General features: G+C 62.6%; 12 protein-coding genes and 1 pseudogene. 6 read left to right on the top strand and 7 right to left on the bottom strand.

Features of this window, described 5'->3' with window-relative positions; translation table 11 throughout:
• Positions 1 to 7: 7 nt before the first annotated feature.
• Positions 8 to 1453 (bottom strand): FAD-binding oxidoreductase, encoded by a 1446-nt coding sequence (locus tag N0Q91_RS21825; protein ID WP_275598200.1) that lies wholly within the window; start codon positions 1451 to 1453, stop codon positions 8 to 10.
• Between the two features lie 196 nt (positions 1454 to 1649).
• Here N0Q91_RS21825 and denD point away from each other — a divergent pair, with 196 nt between their 5' ends.
• From denD to otsA, 4 genes and pseudogenes are all read left to right on the top strand, one after another.
• Entirely contained in the window at positions 1650 to 2633 is a 984-nt protein-coding gene (gene denD / locus N0Q91_RS21820; protein WP_275598199.1) for a D-erythronate dehydrogenase, read from the top strand.
• Positions 2630 to 3511: an NAD(P)-dependent oxidoreductase gene (locus N0Q91_RS21815; RefSeq protein WP_275598198.1), complete on the top strand. Its 882-nt coding sequence runs from the start codon at positions 2630 to 2632 to the stop codon at positions 3509 to 3511. Before denD ends, N0Q91_RS21815 begins: the two co-directional genes overlap by 4 nt.
• Before the next feature lie 8 nt (positions 3512 to 3519).
• Positions 3520 to 5297 (top strand): annotated as a pseudogene (locus N0Q91_RS21810) (dihydroxy-acid dehydratase).
• Positions 5298 to 5772: 475 nt separating this feature from the next.
• Positions 5773 to 7164, top strand: a complete 1392-nt coding sequence (otsA, locus tag N0Q91_RS21805) for an alpha,alpha-trehalose-phosphate synthase (UDP-forming) (RefSeq protein WP_100673514.1) — start codon at positions 5773 to 5775, stop codon at positions 7162 to 7164.
• Between the two features lie 52 nt (positions 7165 to 7216).
• On the opposite strand, the gene N0Q91_RS21800 is transcribed toward otsA, so the two are convergent.
• The 5 genes from N0Q91_RS21800 to N0Q91_RS21780 all read right to left on the bottom strand — a co-directional run bounded on the left by N0Q91_RS21800 (position 7217) and on the right by N0Q91_RS21780 (position 12827).
• Positions 7217 to 7687 carry a transcription elongation factor GreAB gene (locus tag N0Q91_RS21800; protein WP_275598197.1) on the bottom strand — a complete coding sequence of 157 codons (471 nt, stop codon included), beginning with the start codon at positions 7685 to 7687 and terminating at the stop codon, positions 7217 to 7219.
• 300 nt (positions 7688 to 7987) lie between these two features.
• Positions 7988 to 8410: a nucleoside diphosphate kinase regulator gene (rnk, locus tag N0Q91_RS21795; protein ID WP_100673516.1), complete on the bottom strand. Its 423-nt coding sequence runs from the start codon at positions 8408 to 8410 to the stop codon at positions 7988 to 7990.
• 317 nt (positions 8411 to 8727) lie between these two features.
• On the bottom strand, positions 8728 to 10074 hold the full coding sequence (gene gdhA, locus N0Q91_RS21790) for an NADP-specific glutamate dehydrogenase (RefSeq protein ID WP_275598196.1): 1347 nt from the start codon (positions 10072 to 10074) through the stop codon (positions 8728 to 8730).
• 146 nt (positions 10075 to 10220) lie between these two features.
• Positions 10221 to 11213, bottom strand: coding sequence for a PQQ-dependent sugar dehydrogenase (locus tag N0Q91_RS21785; RefSeq protein WP_275598195.1), 993 nt, complete (start codon positions 11211 to 11213; stop codon positions 10221 to 10223).
• Between the two features lie 147 nt (positions 11214 to 11360).
• Positions 11361 to 12827, bottom strand: a complete 1467-nt coding sequence (locus tag N0Q91_RS21780; RefSeq protein WP_275598194.1) for an MFS transporter — start codon at positions 12825 to 12827, stop codon at positions 11361 to 11363.
• Positions 12828 to 12954: 127 nt separating this feature from the next.
• On the opposite strand from N0Q91_RS21780, the gene N0Q91_RS21775 reads away from it, so the two are divergent.
• Complete coding sequence (locus N0Q91_RS21775; protein WP_275598193.1) at positions 12955 to 13569, top strand: TetR/AcrR family transcriptional regulator; 615 nt, start codon at positions 12955 to 12957, stop codon at positions 13567 to 13569.
• Between the two features lie 149 nt (positions 13570 to 13718).
• Here N0Q91_RS21775 and N0Q91_RS21770 read toward each other — a convergent pair whose 3' ends face one another.
• Positions 13719 to 14420 carry a GntR family transcriptional regulator gene (locus N0Q91_RS21770; protein WP_180980745.1) on the bottom strand — a complete coding sequence of 234 codons (702 nt, stop codon included), beginning with the start codon at positions 14418 to 14420 and terminating at the stop codon, positions 13719 to 13721.
• 118 nt (positions 14421 to 14538) lie between these two features.
• Here N0Q91_RS21770 and N0Q91_RS21765 point away from each other — a divergent pair, with 118 nt between their 5' ends.
• Positions 14539 to 16053, top strand: coding sequence for an aldehyde dehydrogenase family protein (locus N0Q91_RS21765; protein ID WP_275598192.1), 1515 nt, complete (start codon positions 14539 to 14541; stop codon positions 16051 to 16053).
• The last annotated feature ends 112 nt before the right edge of the window (positions 16054 to 16165 follow it).

The following is a 16165-nucleotide window of genomic DNA, read 5'->3' as shown; positions in this document are numbered from 1 at the left end:
CTCCCTTTTAGAATCTCAGTTGACAACCGGGATTCATGATCATCTCCGGGTCAACGGCATGCTTGAGCGCCGTCAACAGCTTTCGGCGGGTCTCCGGCAGCCTGGCGTCGAAATCCGGTCGCTTCAGGCGCCCGATACCGTGCTCGGCGCTGATGCTTCCGGTATAGCGATCGAGCACCTCGTTCACGACCGTCTTGGCCTTGTAGATCAATTCAATCCGCTCGTCGGGCGTACTGCCGGCCGGCGGCAGGACGTTGAGATGCACATTGCCGTCGCCGACATGGCCATAGGAAACGCTGACGGCGCCGGGAAGTGCGTCGGAGACCGCCTTTTCCGCCTCGTCTACGAAGGATGCCAGCTGCGAGAGCGGAACGGAGATATCGGTGCGCATATGAGCGCCGCGTTTCGCCTGGCCTTCGTTCATGCCCTCGCGGATCAACCAAAGATTGCGCGCCTGCGTCTGCGAGGCGGCGATCGTTCCGTCGAGGACGAGCCCTTCCTCCATCACACCTTCGAGGAAGCGCTGCATCAGATCGTCGACATCGACGAGGCCGGAGCCGGAGATCTCCATCAGCACATAGGCCGGATATTCCGCCGAGATCGGGATCGGCAAATCCGGCATCGCCTCCTGCGCCAAGGTGAAGGCGAGCGGCGGCATGAATTCGAAGGCCGACATCAGGTCGCAGCAGTCCCGACGCGCCCGGCGATAGAGCTTGATGGCATCTTCCAGGGAGGCAAGACCGAGCAGCGCCGTGGCCACGTGATCCGGATAGGGCGTCAGCTTGATGGAGACGGCGGTGATGATGCCGAGCGTGCCTTCCGCACCGATGAAAAGCTGCTTCAGGTCGATGCCGCGATTGTCCTTTCTCAACGTCGACAGACCTTCGAGGATGCCGCCGTCCGGGAGGACCACTTCAAGTCCCAGCACCAATTCGCGGGTCATGCCGTAGCGGAGCACGTTGATGCCGCCGGCATTAGTCGAAACATTTCCCCCGATCTGGCAGCTTCCCTGCGCACCGAGTGCAAGCGGAAAGAACATGCCCATCTCCGCAATCGCATCCTTGAGTTCGGACAGGATGCAGCCGGACTCGACCACCGCCGAAAAGTCGGCCGGATCGATCTTGCGGATGCGGTTCATGCGGGAGAGAGAAAGCACGACCTGTCTCTCCGGAGCATCGGGGATCGCGCCGAGCACGAGGCCGGTATTGCCGCCCTGCGGCACGATCGAAAGCCCAAGCTCCCGGCAGGCCTTCACGGCCGCCGCCACCTGCTCCGTCGAGCGCGGGCGAATCACCGCCACGGTGCCGCTGGTTACGTCGCCATGCCAGTCGCGGCAGTAACGGAGCATTTCCTCCGTTTCGCTCAGTACGATATCCTCGCCGAGCATCTGACGTAGCACCAGGCGCAGTTCCGCAGGTCCCTTTGCTTCCTCTATCGTGCCTGCGCTCGTCATGCTCCTTGCCCCTCCTCGCGCGTCTCTGCGAAAGCGTCCGCTATATGCCTGCACGCGATCGAGATTCTTTCGCTCGAACCGCTAGTCTCCTGTTTTCAATCGAAACATATAAGGTTATCAGACAACCGTACAAGACATATTTTCGACCCGCATGAAGACCTGATCGCATGCGGCCTCACTCAAGGAGGAGACATTCATGCATATCCTGATCATCGGCGCTGCCGGCATGGTCGGCCGCAAGCTCACGCAGCGCCTCGTCAAGGACGGCGCTCTCGGCGGAAGGACGGTGGAGAAGCTGACGCTCGTGGACGTGGTGACACCGGAAAGGCCGCAGGGTTTTGCCGGTACCGTCGTTGCACGCGAAGGCGATCTTTCCGCTTCCGGCGAAGCCGAGAAGCTCGTCGAGGGGCGCCCGGATGTCATTTTTCATCTGGCGGCAATCGTCTCGGGTGAAGCCGAGCTCGATTTCGACAAGGGTTACCGGATCAATCTCGACGGCACGCGCTATCTCTTCGATGCGATCCGCCTTGCTCACGATCAGGATGGCTACAAGCCTCGCCTTGTCTTCACCTCGTCGATCGCCGTGGTCGGAGCGCCGCTCACCTTCCCCATTCCGGACGATTATCATCTTACTCCGCTCACGAGCTACGGCACCCAGAAAGCGATCTGCGAGCTGCTGCTCTCCGACTACAGCCGCCGCGGCTTCTTCGATGGCATCGGCATCCGCCTGCCGACGATTTGCATCCGGCCCGGCAAGCCCAACAAGGCGGCTTCCGGTTTCTTCTCCAATATCCTGCGCGAGCCGCTGGTCGGCCAGGAAGCCGTGCTGCCAGTTTCGGAGGATGTCCGCCACTGGCACACTTCGCCGCGTTCGGCGGTCGGCTTCCTCATCCATGGCGCGACCATCGACCTTGAAAAGGTCGGCCCGCGGCGCAACCTTTCCATGCCGGGTCTCAGTGCCACCGTGGGCGAGCAGATCGAAGCGCTGCGCCGCGTTGCCGGCGAAGAGGCCGTGAAGCTCATCCGCCGCGAACCCGACGAGATGATCATGAAGATGGTCGCCGGTTGGGCGCCGGGCTTCGAGGCCAAACGCGCAACCGAACTTGGCTTCACTGCCGAAAAGAGTTTCGATGAGATCATCCGCGTGCACATCGAGGACGAACTGGGAGGAAAGCTGTGACCGGGAAGACGAAGGTTGCGTTTCTCGGCACTGGCTTGATGGGGGCACCGATGGCGCGGCGCCTGCTCGGTGCCGGTTTTCCGGTTACGGTGTGGAACCGTGACACCGCCAAGGCCGAGCCGCTGGCCGCCGACGGTGCTGAAATCGCTGCCTCGCCGGCCGATGCCGTCGCCGGCGCAGCTGTCGCCTTCACCATGCTGACCAACGGCCAGGCCGTATCGGAGGTCCTCTTCGAGCGCGGCGTCGCCGATGGCCTGGCCGAAGGTACGATCGTCGTGGATTGCAGCTCCATAGCCCCGCAGATCGCCCGCGAACATGCGCGCAGATTGGCGGAAAAGGGCATCCGTCACCTCGACGCACCGGTTTCAGGCGGCGTGGTCGGCGCGGCCGCCGGTACGCTCGCCATCATGGCCGGCGGCGATGGCGCCGCGGTCGAAAGCCTGAAGGACGTTTTTGCCGCGCTCGGTCGCGTAACCCACGTTGGCCCGAGCGGTGCCGGCCAGGTCTGCAAGCTCGCCAACCAACAGATCGTCGCCGTCACCATCGGCGCGGTGGCCGAAGCCATGATCCTGGTGGAGGCCGGCGGTGCCTCGCGCGCGGCTTTTCGGGACGCGATCCGCGGCGGCTTCGCCGAAAGCCGGATCCTCGAACTGCACGGCGCCCGTATGGTGGAGCGCAACTTCGTGCCCGGTGGCGCTTCGAACAACCAGCTGAAGGACCTGAACGCCGTGATGGCCATGGCGGATGGGCTCTCCCTCGAGCTTCCCCTGACCAAGCAAGTGCGGCAGGAATTTGCCGATTTCGTCGAGTCCGGCGGCGGCGAACAGGACCACAGCGGACTGCTTCTGCATCTCGAAAAGCTCAACCCAAGGAATTAGGTCCCGCCATGACTGACAAACCCCAGCGCCGCCTGCGCTCACAGGACTGGTTCGACAATCCGGACCATATCGATCTGACGGCGCTCTATCTGGAGCGCTTCATGAACTACGGTGTGACGCCGGAGGAATTGCGTTGCGGCAAGCCCATCATCGGCATTGCCCAAAGCGGCAGCGATCTCACCCCATGCAATCGGGTGCACATGGATCTGGCGAAGCGCGTTCGCGACGGCATCCGCGATGCCGGGGGATTCCGATCGAGTTCCCGACGCATCCGATTTTCGAGAACTGCAAGCGCCCGACGGCCGCCCTCGATCGCAACCTCGCCTATCTCGGCCTCGTTGAAATTCTCTACGGCTATCCGCTGGATGGCGTGGTGCTGACCACCGGCTGCGACAAGACCACTCCGTCCGCCCTGATGGCGGCCTCGACGGTCGACATCCCGGCGATCGTGCTCTCCGGCGGCCCCATGCTCGACGGCTGGCACGAAGGCGATCTCGTCGGCTCCGGCACGGTGATCTGGCGCATGCGCCGCAAGCTCGCGGCAGGCGAGATCGACCGCGAGGAGTTCATGCAGGCAGCACTCGATTCGGCTCCCTCCGTCGGCCATTGCAACACCATGGGCACGGCTTCGACAATGAACGCGATGGCCGAAGCGCTCGGCATGTCGCTCACCGGTTGCGGCGCTATCCCCGCTGCCTATCGCGAGCGCGGGCAGATGGCCTATCGTACCGGACGCCGCGCCGTGGAACTCGTCTTCGAGGACCTGAAGCCCTCCGACATCCTGACCCGGGACGCCTTTCTCAATGCCATCCGCGTCAACTCGGCGATCGGCGGATCGACCAATGCCCAGCCGCATCTTGCCGCCATGGCGAAGCATGCCGGCGTCGAGCTTTATCCGGACGACTGGCAGGTCCATGGTTTCGATATCCCGCTGCTCGCCAACATCCAGCCGGCGGGTGCCTATCTCGGTGAACGCTATCACCGCGCCGGCGGCACACCCGCGATCATGTGGGAACTCCTGAAGGCCGGAAAGCTCGACGGCGGCTGTCGAACCGTCACGGGAAAAACCATGGCCGAGAACCTCGAAGGGCGCGAATCCACGGATCGCGAAGTTATTCGCCCCTTCGACGAGCCCCTCAAGGAAAAGGCAGGCTTCCTGGTACTGAAGGGCAATCTCTTCGACTTCGCCATCATGAAGATGAGTGTCGTCTCCGACGATTTCAGGAAGCGCTATCTTCAGGAGCCGGGCCGCGAGGGCGTTTTCGAGGGCAAGGCCGTGGTCTTCGATGGCTCGGAGGACTACCACAAGCGCATCAACGACCCTGAACTCGAGATCGACGAGAACACCATCCTGGTGATCCGCGGCGCCGGCCCGCTCGGCTGGCCGGGGTCGGCGGAAGTCGTGAACATGCAGCCGCCGGATCACCTCTTGAAACGCGGCATCCGGAGCCTGCCTACCATCGGTGACGGACGTCAATCCGGCACAGCCGACAGTCCCTCCATCCTGAACGCCTCGCCGGAGAGTGCGGCCGGCGGCGGTCTCGCCTGGCTGCGGAGCGGTGATGTGATCCGCATCGATTTCAACCTGGGTCGCTGCGACATGCTGGTTTCCGACGAGGATATCGAAAGGCGCAAGGCGGACGGCATTCCCGCCGTACCGGCCGATGCCACGCCCTGGCAGCGCATCTACCGCAAGTCCGTCACCCAGCTTTCCGACGGCGCGGTGCTCGAAGGTGCAGCAGACTTCCGGCAGATCGCCAAGAACCTGCCCCGCCACAATCACTAGAGCACTTCCGGGAAAAGTGTTTTCCGTCCGGAAGTGCGTTGGATCAAATGGTTCCAAGAAGTTGAGACACGGGATGAGGAAAACCGACACACTTTTCCTCATCCCGCTCTAGCGCAATTCCAGGAAGCGTTCGTAGGTTTCAAATCCCTGATGATGAAGTGGCGGCTCCGGCCGCCCTTTTTTTATTCAACGGATAGCTCCCAGCCAGAAGCCGGGTGGGGCATGAAAGTGCGGCGGCGCGGACATCATCGCGCACCGCCGAGAAACCCGTTATTCATCCAGTTCGTCCATGCCCCCCGAATGATCGGCGCTGAATACGCCTTCGACACCAGAGCGGCCGTCGCCGCTCCACGCGCGGGTTGCATCCTCTCGGCGATTTTCCCGCCGTCGGGATCGTCTGCGTCGGAAACGCGTTCTCTCCCTGAACGTTTGAGCGCCAAGTCTATATTATTTTCTTGAATGAAAGGAACTCGGCATGAGCCGTCTCGTCATTGTTTCCAATCGTGTACCCGTTCCTGACAAGGGCGGCATTGTGCCTGCCGGCGGGCTGGCGGTCGCGCTGAAAGTCGCCCTTGAAGAGCATGGCGGCATCTGGATGGGCTGGTCGGGACAATCGAGCGGAGAGCACGAGCCGCAGCCGCTTGCTCAGTTGCAGCAAGGCAATATCACCTATGCACTCACGGATCTGACCGATACCGACGTAGAAGAATACTACCGAGGCTTTGCCAATCGCGTTCTCTGGCCAATCTGTCACTACCGGCTTGATCTTGCCGAATACGGCCGCAAGGAGATGGCCGGCTATTTCCGCGTCAACCGCTTCTTCGCCCACCGGCTGGCGCCGCTCATCAGGCCCGATGACGTGATCTGGGTGCACGACTACCACTTGATCCCTCTCGCCGCGGAACTGCGCCAAATGGGCTTGAAGAACCGGATCGGCTTCTTTCTCCACATTCCCTGGCCGCCTGCCGACGTGCTCTTCACGATGCCCGTTCACGAGGAGATCATGCGCGGCCTGTCGCACTACGATGTCGTCGGCTTCCAGACCGATCATGATCTTGAGAACTTTGCCGGCTGCCTCCGGCGGGAAGGCATCGGCGATGAACTCGGCGGAGGCCGCTTCAGCGCCTATGGCCGCGTGTTCAAGGGCGGCATCTATGCAATCGGCATCGAGACTGCGGCCTTTGCCGAATTCGCCAAGAAGGCATTGACCAACAAGACCGTCAGGAAAGCGCGAGAAAGCATCGAGCACCGCAGCCTGATCATCGGTGTCGATCGCCTGGATTACTCGAAGGGAATCACGCAGCGGATCGACGCATTCGAGCGCTTCATCCTGGCCAATCCGGCCCAGCAGGGGCGTGTCACCTATCTGCAGATCACGCCGAAGTCGCGCTCCGAAGTGCCGGAATACGAAGCCATGCAGCGCACTGTGGCCGAACAGGCCGGCAGGGTAAACGGCGCGCTCGGCGCGGTCGATTGGGTGCCCATACGCTATATCAACCGCTCGGTGGGCCGGAATATTCTTGCAGGGCTTTACCGGCTTGGCAAAGTCGGCCTCGTGACACCGCTTCGAGACGGGATGAACCTGGTTGCGAAGGAATACGTGGCCGCGCAGGATCCGGACGATCCGGGCGTGCTCGTGCTTTCGCGCTTCGCCGGAGCCGCCCGTGATCTGAGAGGTGCCCTGCTCGTCAACCCCTACGACATCGAGGGGACCGCAAACGCTATGGCGCGCGCACTCAGCATGCCGCTGGAAGAGCGGAAGGATCGCTGGAAGACAATGATGGATCACTTGCTGGAACACGACGTCTCGCGCTGGTGCCGGGACTTTCTCGATGATCTGAGGACATCACCGGATCCGTCGCGTTAGATCGCTGCTCTCTATCTTTGGCCCTGTACAGCCATGACCGGCTGCCTCAAGATCATGCGGCCGTGGGACCCGGATCATCGTCATGTGGAATGGCCGCTTTCCTGGGCCGCGGCCGGAAATTGACCACTTGCGGAGCGTGGTCGATCAGTTGCACGGGTTCGTTGCTCGTCTGTTGCAGGCGAGCCTCCGACTCGGGTTTAAGGACGATGCGCTCGACCGCGAGGATTTCGGGCCAGCCGTCCTCTCCGAGGATCTCGGTCCTCTCGCCGACGGCCAGCCCAAGCAGCGCCAAACCCCGCATCGTCCGAACGGAGATAGCGGAGTCGGCAGGTCTACTCGCTGTGCTGCGGACCACAACATGTGGTCCGCAGCACACGCCGTTGACGGTGTAGGCTACCTGCGTGTCCAGCGTGACGATATTCTCAGGTATGTCTTCACGGAAGAACACGCTGGCGTAGTTCAACTTCTCGCGCAGTAGAATCGTAAAGGATTCCGTGTGGCCGGTTTCGTCCAGCATGGACATCAGGATGTTTAGGTCTCCTGCAGTCAGTTGGCAGAAAGCTTCTCTCGACATTGCGCATCACTCCAGCTTCCGTCGGGTCGTGGGACCTGCCCTCTCGAGCAAATATGGGGGCACGAACGGCGCAACCATGGCGGTCGGCCTTTGCTCGTGCTGACGAGACAGGAACTCCCCGTGCCGACCGCGAGCGGTTCGACACAGGGCTACGAGCCTGCGGTGAGGCAACCTCCTCTAGGTTTCCGCTTTCTGCTACCGGGCAAGTGCATGGAGTCCTCGATCGAGTCCTTTTGAGCGCCGGAAGCCTCAGAGGGCGAGTTCGCCCGTCACGTCGTCCTCGACCCGAGCGACCGTCAGACGGTTTCTCTGCCCATCTCGAGAGAACCACTCGACCGCCTGTCCGGACCGGAGACCCAGAAGCGCCACTCCGACCGGCGTCAGGACGGAAATCCTCCCCTCCTCGGCATCGACGTCATCAGGATGGACGAGAGAGAAAGTCCGGCGAATTCCGCCCTCGACCTCGCAAGTGACCACGGACCCTATCCTGATGACGTCGGGCGGCACCTGGTCGTCTGGCAGAACGCAAGGGCGCTCCAGCTTTTCGATCAGTTCAGCGGCGATGTCGAAGTCCCTCGACAAGGCTTGATAGGCCAGGCGGCTGAGAAGAGAATAGTCCGTCGCTCCAATGAAAGGCAGGGGCAGATTCGAGGAGACCATGATGCTGGACATCGTTCGCGATACCTCCGGAACAGGCACGGGATTTCCGCGTGCATGCAGTTGAAATATTCGGGAAGATTGTCGCGCATGTCAGCGAGAATTGTGCTGACCGCGTTCACCCAGGATCCGGCGGGCGACGAGGCCGGATCCGGGTTACGATCCTGCGATCAGGCGGATCCCCAGAGCGTTAGGCGGATATATGTCGCGGTTCGTCAGCATGGCCGGATGATCGCCCGCGGTATCAGGGAAGTCAAGCCGCCCGGCCGGGGTGACGCAAGTGCGCAAGCACCCGCGGCACGCAGCCGGAGCGGCATTATCGCCCCTGCGCCTCAGATCACGCCGAGGGCATCCATTGCCTCGGCCACCCTGGCAAAGCCAGCTATGTTTGCTCCGAGGACATAGTCTCCCGGAGCTCCATATTCCTCTGCGGTCTCGGCGCAACGATCGTGGATCGCCTGCATGATGGTTGCAAGACGCGCCTCGGTCTGCTCGAACGTCCAGCTGTCGCGTGAGGCGTTCTGCTGCATCTCGAGAGCGGAGGTGGCAACTCCCCCTGCATTCGCGGCCTTGCCCGGGGCGAACAGCACACCCGCCTCCTGGAAGATGCGGACGGCCTCCGGCGTGGAAGGCATATTGGCGCCCTCCCCCACGGCAAGAACACCGTTCTTGACCAATACCCTTGCGTCCTTCCCGGTAAGCTCGTTCTGAGTCGCGGAAGGCATCGCCACATCACAGGGCGCATCCCAGATCGAGCCCGCTTTGATATAGTGAGCCCCGGCGCCTTTCAGTCGCGCATATTCCGAGATCCGCTCGCGACGCACTTCCTTGATCTCCTTAACCAGTTCAAGGTCGATGCCGTCCTCGTCCACAACGTATCCGTTCGAATCGGAGCACGCCACGATCTTCCCTCCGAACTCGACCACCTTCTCCATGGTGTAGATCGCTACGTTGCCGGATCCGGAGACGGTCACCCGTTTGCCGTCGAAGTCCAGGCCCCTGGTTCCAAGCATGCGCTGGACGAAATAGGTGGCTCCGTAGCCCGTCGCTTCTTTCCGGGCGCGCGAACCGCCGTAGAACAATGCCTTGCCCGTGAGGACACCGGCCTCGTAGCGGTTGGTAAGCCGCTTATACTGACCGAACATGTAGCCGATCTCCCGGCCCCCGACACCGATGTCACCCGCAGGAACGTCCGTGTATTCGCCGAGATGCCTGTGAAGCTCCGTCATGAACGATTGGCAGAAGCGCATCATCTCGCCGTCCGAACGGCCCCTGGGATTGAAGTCGGAGCCGCCTTTGCCCCCGCCGATCGGCATCCCGGTCAGTGCGTTCTTGAAGGTCTGCTCGAAGCCGAGGAACTTGATGATTCCGACATTCACCGAAGGATGAAACCGGATCCCGCCCTTGTACGGCCCGAGTGCGGAGTTGAACTGAACCCGGAACCCCCGGTTGATCTGGACTTGGCCCTTGTCGTCCACCCAGGGCACGCGGAAGATGATCTGACGCTCCGGTTCGCAGATCCTCTCGATGAGCGCGTTTTCGGCGTAACGGGGATGTTTGGCTATCACGCGCCCGAGGCTCTCCAGGACCTCGCGCACGGCCTGGTGAAACTCGTGTTCACCTCCGTTACGCCTCAGGACTTCGGTTAGAATGGGTTCCAGTTTTTCGTCGACATTCACAATGGTTCTCCTAACGCCGTCTTACCTCAATCGGCACAGGCGCAATATCCGAACGATGTGATTTAGGGAATAAGCAATTTTCGGTTGTTCAACCACCAGTAGGCGAAAGGCGCTTCAGACCTCCCGAATCCCTTTGCGTGGGGGCGTCATCGCCTGAAGATGTGAATCGCGCCGCCGGCGTCGTCGGATACGAGGATGGACCCGTCCGGCGCTTCCTTGACGTCGACCGGACGACCGACGTTTCTGAGGAAGGCGGTCGCCGAGACCGGGCGGCCGCCGCGGAAGCGGACCCGCACGACCTGATAGCCGACCGGTACCGACCTGTTCCAACTGCCGTGCTGGGCCACCAGAGCATCGCCGCCCAGGCTGCGGAAGAAGTGAATCCCGAGCGCTGCGACATGCGCCTGAAAGTTGAAGACAGGTGGAATCTGGCGCGCGGGCGGCGACGCGTCCTCGAACCCTGTGAGCGGCACCTCGCCTCCGAAATAGGGGAAGCCGTAAAAGCCGCCCGGCCGCAAAGCGTTCAGCTCATCGGGCGGGATATCGTCACCCATTCTGTCGGCACCATTGTCGGTAAAGAACATTGTGCCGCCGCGCCAGTCGAAGCCGACAGAGTTGCGCACACCCCAGGCCACTCTGCGAAGGTCGGACCCGTCCTGGTTCATGCTGACGATCGTACCTTGCAGCCCGCGGGGAATGCAAATGTTGCAGGGTGATCCGAGCGAGACATAGAGGCGGGAATCCGGGCCGACGGCGACATAACGATAGCCGTGGGCGCCCGAATCCGGCAGGTCGCGCCGAATAACGCGTCTGCCGCTCAAAGTGCCGCCGCGGCCGATCTCGAAAGCCGTTATGCTGTTTCCCGAAGCGACGAACAGCCGGCCGCGTGAGCAGGCAACGCCGTTCGCATTGGAAAATCCGGAGGCGACCCTGCGGGCGCCGCCCCCGGAAAATGACACGGCATAGACCGAGGAGCCCTTGGTTCCGACGAACAATACGTCGCCGCACACCGCCATCTCGCGTGCGGTCGGCACGCGCGCGAGCAGTTCCGCCCGCGCCGTACCGAGGGGCAGGCCGCAGGCGAGTGCCACGGCTGAGACGAGCGCGACAAAACCGGCTTTCGGGAATGAGAGGCCCATCGCCACCCTCCGAATGCACGCGAATCGTGCTGGAACGGAATTGGAGCGGCGCAGTCCCGTTTCAAGCCGAAGTCCGAGCCTCACGGCGAAGTGATCTCCTCTTTCCTTCGTCGGGCGCACAGGACCGTCATACGCCGCGACGGAACATCATTCCGGCAACCTGCTCGGCAGCCAGACCCATGCCAAGACCCCGACTGCGAGCGTCACGAGACCGCCCGTGCCGATCGCGACATGCATGCCGGTGAGGAACGCTTCCTGAGCCTGAATCAGGCTTTGATATGCAAGTCCGGGCTGATCGAGCGTTTCATCGAGCGTCCCCGCTGCACCGGGGCCGAATAGCCGGAAGTTCAGTGTCGCCAAAGATCCAAGCAGAGAAATACCCAGCGCGTTGCCCAGTTCGTTGCTGGTCTCCGCAATCGAACCCGCCGCACCCGCCCGGCTCGCAGGAACCGCCGAAACCGCGATGTCGGCCACAAGGCTGAAGGACAATCCATATCCGACGCCGGCGACCATTGTGGAGGCGACGAAGACCGCAATGCCTGCCTCGGTCGTCGTGAAAAGCAGCAGGAAAGCGCCGGCGCTGATCAGCAGATGCGTTGCCACAAGTGCGGTCTTCCGGCCGATCCGTTCGACGATGCGGGCGGTGCCCACGCAGGTCGCCGTCAGCACGATCGCGCCCGGCAGGGTCAACAGCGCGGCGGCAAACACATCGATGCCCAGCACCGATTGCAGGTAGACGCCCGACAGATACCCGGCAGCAGACCACACGACCAGCGACAGAAGGCCCGTCAGAATAGCGGTAGAGAAGATGCGCTCGCGGAAGAGACCGAGGTCGAGCAGCGGGTATTCAAGTCTTGCCTGTCTGAGAACGAATAGCGCCAGCGCCATTATGCCGGCGGCTCCGGCAAGGATTTGTGTCGGAGTGAAGCCATAGGCGGCCGCATGCTTGAGCGAATAGGTGAACAGCAAGATGCCGGCGAAGGACAGGACGAGGCTCGCCAGGTCGATGCTGCCGCCGACGGTCGAGCGCACCTCGCGCAACAGGATGGGTGCGCCGATCATGAAGCCGATGACAACGGGGACATTGATGAGAAACACGGCGCCCCACGCGAACTGCCGCAGCAGCATGCCGCCAATGAGCGGGCCGATCGCAAAGCCGGCTGCGAAAGTGGCCGCAAAGATGCCGATAGCCTGAGCGCGCAGTCGCGGATCGGGGAACAAGGCGCTGACGATGGCCAAGCCGGACGGCAGGAGTGTTGCGCCACCCAGCCCCATCAGGGCACGCGAGGCGATCAGCAGCTCTGGCGTTTGCGAATAGGCCGCGCCGAGCGACCCTGCACCGAAGACCGCCGCGCCGGTCATGATGAGTTTCAGCCGGCCGTAGCGGTCGCCGATATTCCCGAAAACGATCAGCAGCGATCCGACCACGAAGCCGTAGATGTCCAGGATCCAGAGCGCCTGATCAGCGGTCGGCTGAAGGGCCGAAGTGACATGCGGCATAGCGAGATAAAGGATCGACCCGTCCATGGCCACAAGCAGGACCAGGGGTAAAATGGCGATGAGTCCCAGCCATGCGGTTCGATCGGCGGATCGTGGAAGTGAAGTATCGGTCATGGGCACAAATCCTCTGGGAACCGCATGCGAAGGCATGCGGATTGGCCGCCGGCGCGAGGCCGGTGGATGGTTGCGATTGAAGGGCAGTTACTATATACTTCCGGTAAGTTACTTTTGGTATATAGCGATGTCAAGCAGGCCGAAGAAAATGCAGCCTCCCGCCAAGCGTGTCCGTCTCAGTCGCGAGCAGCGACGGCGCCAGCTTCTCGACGTGGCGTGGCAGCTTGTGCGCGAAGAAGGTTCGGATGCCCTGACGCTCCCAAGGCTTTCGCAAGGAGCTGCTGTCGCCAAGCCGGTGGTCTATGATCATTTCGGCACGCGCAATGGCCTGCTGATAGCGCTCTATCGGGATTTTGACGCCCGGCAGACCGAGATGATCGACGCCGCACTCGACGGGAGCGGCCCGACCCTCGAAGATCGAGCCAAGGTCATCGCAACCTCATACGTCGACTGTGTGCTCGCGCAGGGCCGGGAAATGCCCGACGTGCTCGCAGCCCTTGCGGGCTCCCCCGAGTTGGAGGCAGTAAAGCGAGACTATCAACTGGCTTTCATCGAGAAGTGCCGAAGGGCACTGGCGGCTTTCGTGGGGCGGCGAGGCATCGGACCGGCGGGGTTCTGGGCTATGCTCGGCGCTGCTAACGCCCTGTCGGATGCCGCCTCTACGGGGGAGATCACGGCGGCGCAGGCGCAGGAGGAGCTTTTCGCGACCATTGTCGCGATGATCGACAGAAGTCATCGTTGATCACCTGGAGTATCAAGGCCAGACCGGGAACGCGGGACCGCAGCGGCAACAGCACCGCGCGTCTTATCGGACGGGCAAAAGTCGCTGTAGCGCTTTGATCTGCTGCATGTTTTTGTCGGCTACGATCAAAGGAAGACGCCGGAAAACGGTCACTCGAACAGGTCTGGATTGTCCGCCTCGATCTGCGGCAGGTCGGCCAGAATGCCGTTGAGATGGCTGCGCATGGCGGCCGCGGCCGCGTCGGCATCCCGCGCGTCGATGGCGGTGATGATCGCCTCGTGTTCGGCAATCAGTTTCTTCATCGAGTCCGGATGGCGCAGCTGGAGGTTGCAGACCCGATCCATGTGTGCCTTGATGTCGGAGATGGCGTTCCAGGCGAGGCCGCAGCCTGCACCCTCGGCGATCGCAATATGGAACTGCTCGTCCTCCCGGCGGAAAGCATTGTGGTCATTCGCCTCATTCGCCGCCTTTTGCCGAGCGAGGATCGTGTCGATCTTGCGCCGCGTCCAGCTATCGAATGTCTCGCTGGCCCGGCGCGCCACCGCGACTTCGATCGCCTCGCGCACGAAGCGGGATTCCATCATTTGTCTGGCTGAAATCCGCACGACGACGGTGCCCCTGTTGGGCCGGATATCCACCAGTTTGGATTTGCCCAGCGCGATGAGCGCCTCGCGCACGGGCTGACGCGACACGCCCATGCGTGTGGCGATTTCCTGTTCGGAGAGCCGCATTCCGGGGGCGAGCTCCAGCCGGATGATGGATTCGCGCAAGTCCCGCTCGACCTGGGCCGCGGCGGTTTCGCCGGTGTCGATCTTCAGGGATTCGAGGTTCATGTCTTTCGCCGCCGTCATCCGTTGACATCCAATTTGAACCACCATACAGTACCATACAATTCAGGCGCAACAGAAATCCGGCAAACCGGATGAACAGGGAGGGGCTGGCGCCGCGCGGGCCGGCCTGAGAACGCTATTGCTGTCCAATTTCATCGCACCCGATTCCGATGATCCCCGCCTGCGTATTAAATCCCGCTACCAGATGCTTGTCGATGGCAAGTCGGTCGATGCCGCTTCAGGCAGGACGATCGATCGGGTGAGCCCCGGCCACGCCGGCGTCACGGTCGGCACATGGCCGGAGGCCTCGGCCGACGACGTGCGCAAGGCCGTCGCGGCCGCTCGGAAGGCTTTCGATACCGGCCCGTGGTCGCGCATGTCGGGCGCAGAGCGGTCGCGCCTGATGTTCAAGGTCGCCGACCTCATCCTCGAGAGACAGGAGGAGCTGGCTCTGATCGAGAGCCTCGAGGTCGGCAAGCCGATCGCGCAGGCGCGCGGCGAAATCGGTTTCTGCGCAGATCTCTGGTCCTATGCCGCCGGCCAGGCCCGAGCGCTGGAAGGACAGACCCACAACAATATCGGCGACGATCGTTTGGGCCTTGTCCTGCGCGAGCCGGTCGGGGTCGTCGGCATCATCACGCCTTGGAACTTCCCCTTCATCATCGCGTCGGAACGCGTGCCATGGGCGATCGGCAGCGGCTGCACGGTCGTGCTGAAGCCCTCCGAGTTCACTTCGGGCACGTCGATCCGTATGGCGGAGCTGGCGCGCGAAGCCGGCATTCCCGATGGAGTGTTCAACGTCGTCACCGGTTATGGCGACCCCGCCGGCCAGGTGCTGGCCGAAGACCCGAGCGTCGACATGGTCGCCTTTACCGGCTCTGTCCGCGTCGGCACGAAGCTCGGCGAGATCGCGGCGCGCAGCGTCAAGCGCGTGGGGCTGGAGCTTGGCGGCAAGGGGCCGCAGATCGTCTTCGCCGATGCGGATCTCGACGCGGCGGCAGACGGCGTCGCCTATGGCGTCTACCACAATGCCGGCCAGTGCTGCATTTCCGGCAGCCGGCTTCTGGTGCAGGAGGGCATCCGCGATGCGCTGATGGAGCGCCTGCTCGACATCTCGCGCAAGGTGACTTTCGGCGATCCGCTGAACGAACGCACCAGGATCGGCGCAATGATCTCGGAGACGCATGCCGAAAAGGTGCATTCCTATGTGACGGCCGGCATCGCGTCTGGCGCGGAACTGCTGCTCGGCGGCGAAAGGACCGGCAGGGAGGCCGGCCTTTACTATGCACCGACTGTCTTTGCCGGCGTCACGCCCGACATGTCGATCGCACGCGAGGAGATCTTTGGTCCCGTGCTTTCAACGCTGACCTTCAAGACCCCGGACGAAGCCGTAGCGCTGGCGAACGCCACCGAGTTCGGTCTTTCGGCCAGCGTCTGGTCGACCAATCTCGAAACCGCGCTGCAGAGCATCCGCCGCATCCGCGCCGGCCGATGCTGGATCAACAGCGTGATCGACGGCACGCCGGAGCTGCCGATCGGCGGTTACAAGAAGAGCGGCCTGGGCCGCGAGCTCGGCCGCTACGGCTTTGACGAATATTCCCAGTTCAAAGGCGTCCACGTGACGCTCGGGCGCCCCGCGCCCTGGTTCACATAATCGGCCGCAGTCGGGGTCGGGAGGAGGAATATCTCGGCTGGCGTGATCTTTGGTCGGAGCCCGCCAGCCGAGACTTGGGTCTTGCGACCCGCAATGCACATCCAAAGGGAGG

Source organism: Sinorhizobium prairiense (genome assembly GCF_029201645.2).
GTDB classification, from domain to species: Bacteria; Pseudomonadota; Alphaproteobacteria; order Rhizobiales; family Rhizobiaceae; genus Sinorhizobium; species Sinorhizobium meliloti_A.
Note: the sequence above shows the minus strand (reverse complement) of the source record. Positions and strands in the feature narration are given on the sequence as shown.

Bases quoted from the DNA above. Each gene is read 5' to 3' on its own strand.
- N0Q91_RS21825 (WP_275598200.1), bottom strand. From the start codon at position 1,453: ATGACGAGCGCAGGCACGATAGAGGAAGCAAAGGGACCTGCGGAACTG.
- N0Q91_RS21770 (WP_180980745.1), bottom strand. From the start codon at position 14,420: ATGACGGCGGCGAAAGACATGAACCTCGAATCCCTGAAGATCGACACC.
- rnk (WP_100673516.1), bottom strand. From the start codon at position 8,410: ATGTCCAGCATCATGGTCTCCTCGAATCTGCCCCTGCCTTTCATTGGA.
- N0Q91_RS21780 (WP_275598194.1), bottom strand. From the start codon at position 12,827: ATGACCGATACTTCACTTCCACGATCCGCCGATCGAACCGCATGGCTG.
- N0Q91_RS21785 (WP_275598195.1), bottom strand. From the start codon at position 11,213: ATGGGCCTCTCATTCCCGAAAGCCGGTTTTGTCGCGCTCGTCTCAGCC.
- N0Q91_RS21775 (WP_275598193.1), top strand. From the start codon at position 12,955: ATGTCAAGCAGGCCGAAGAAAATGCAGCCTCCCGCCAAGCGTGTCCGT.
- denD (WP_275598199.1), top strand. From the start codon at position 1,650: ATGCATATCCTGATCATCGGCGCTGCCGGCATGGTCGGCCGCAAGCTC.
- otsA (WP_100673514.1), top strand. From the start codon at position 5,773: ATGAGCCGTCTCGTCATTGTTTCCAATCGTGTACCCGTTCCTGACAAG.
- N0Q91_RS21800 (WP_275598197.1), bottom strand. From the start codon at position 7,687: ATGTCCATGCTGGACGAAACCGGCCACACGGAATCCTTTACGATTCTA.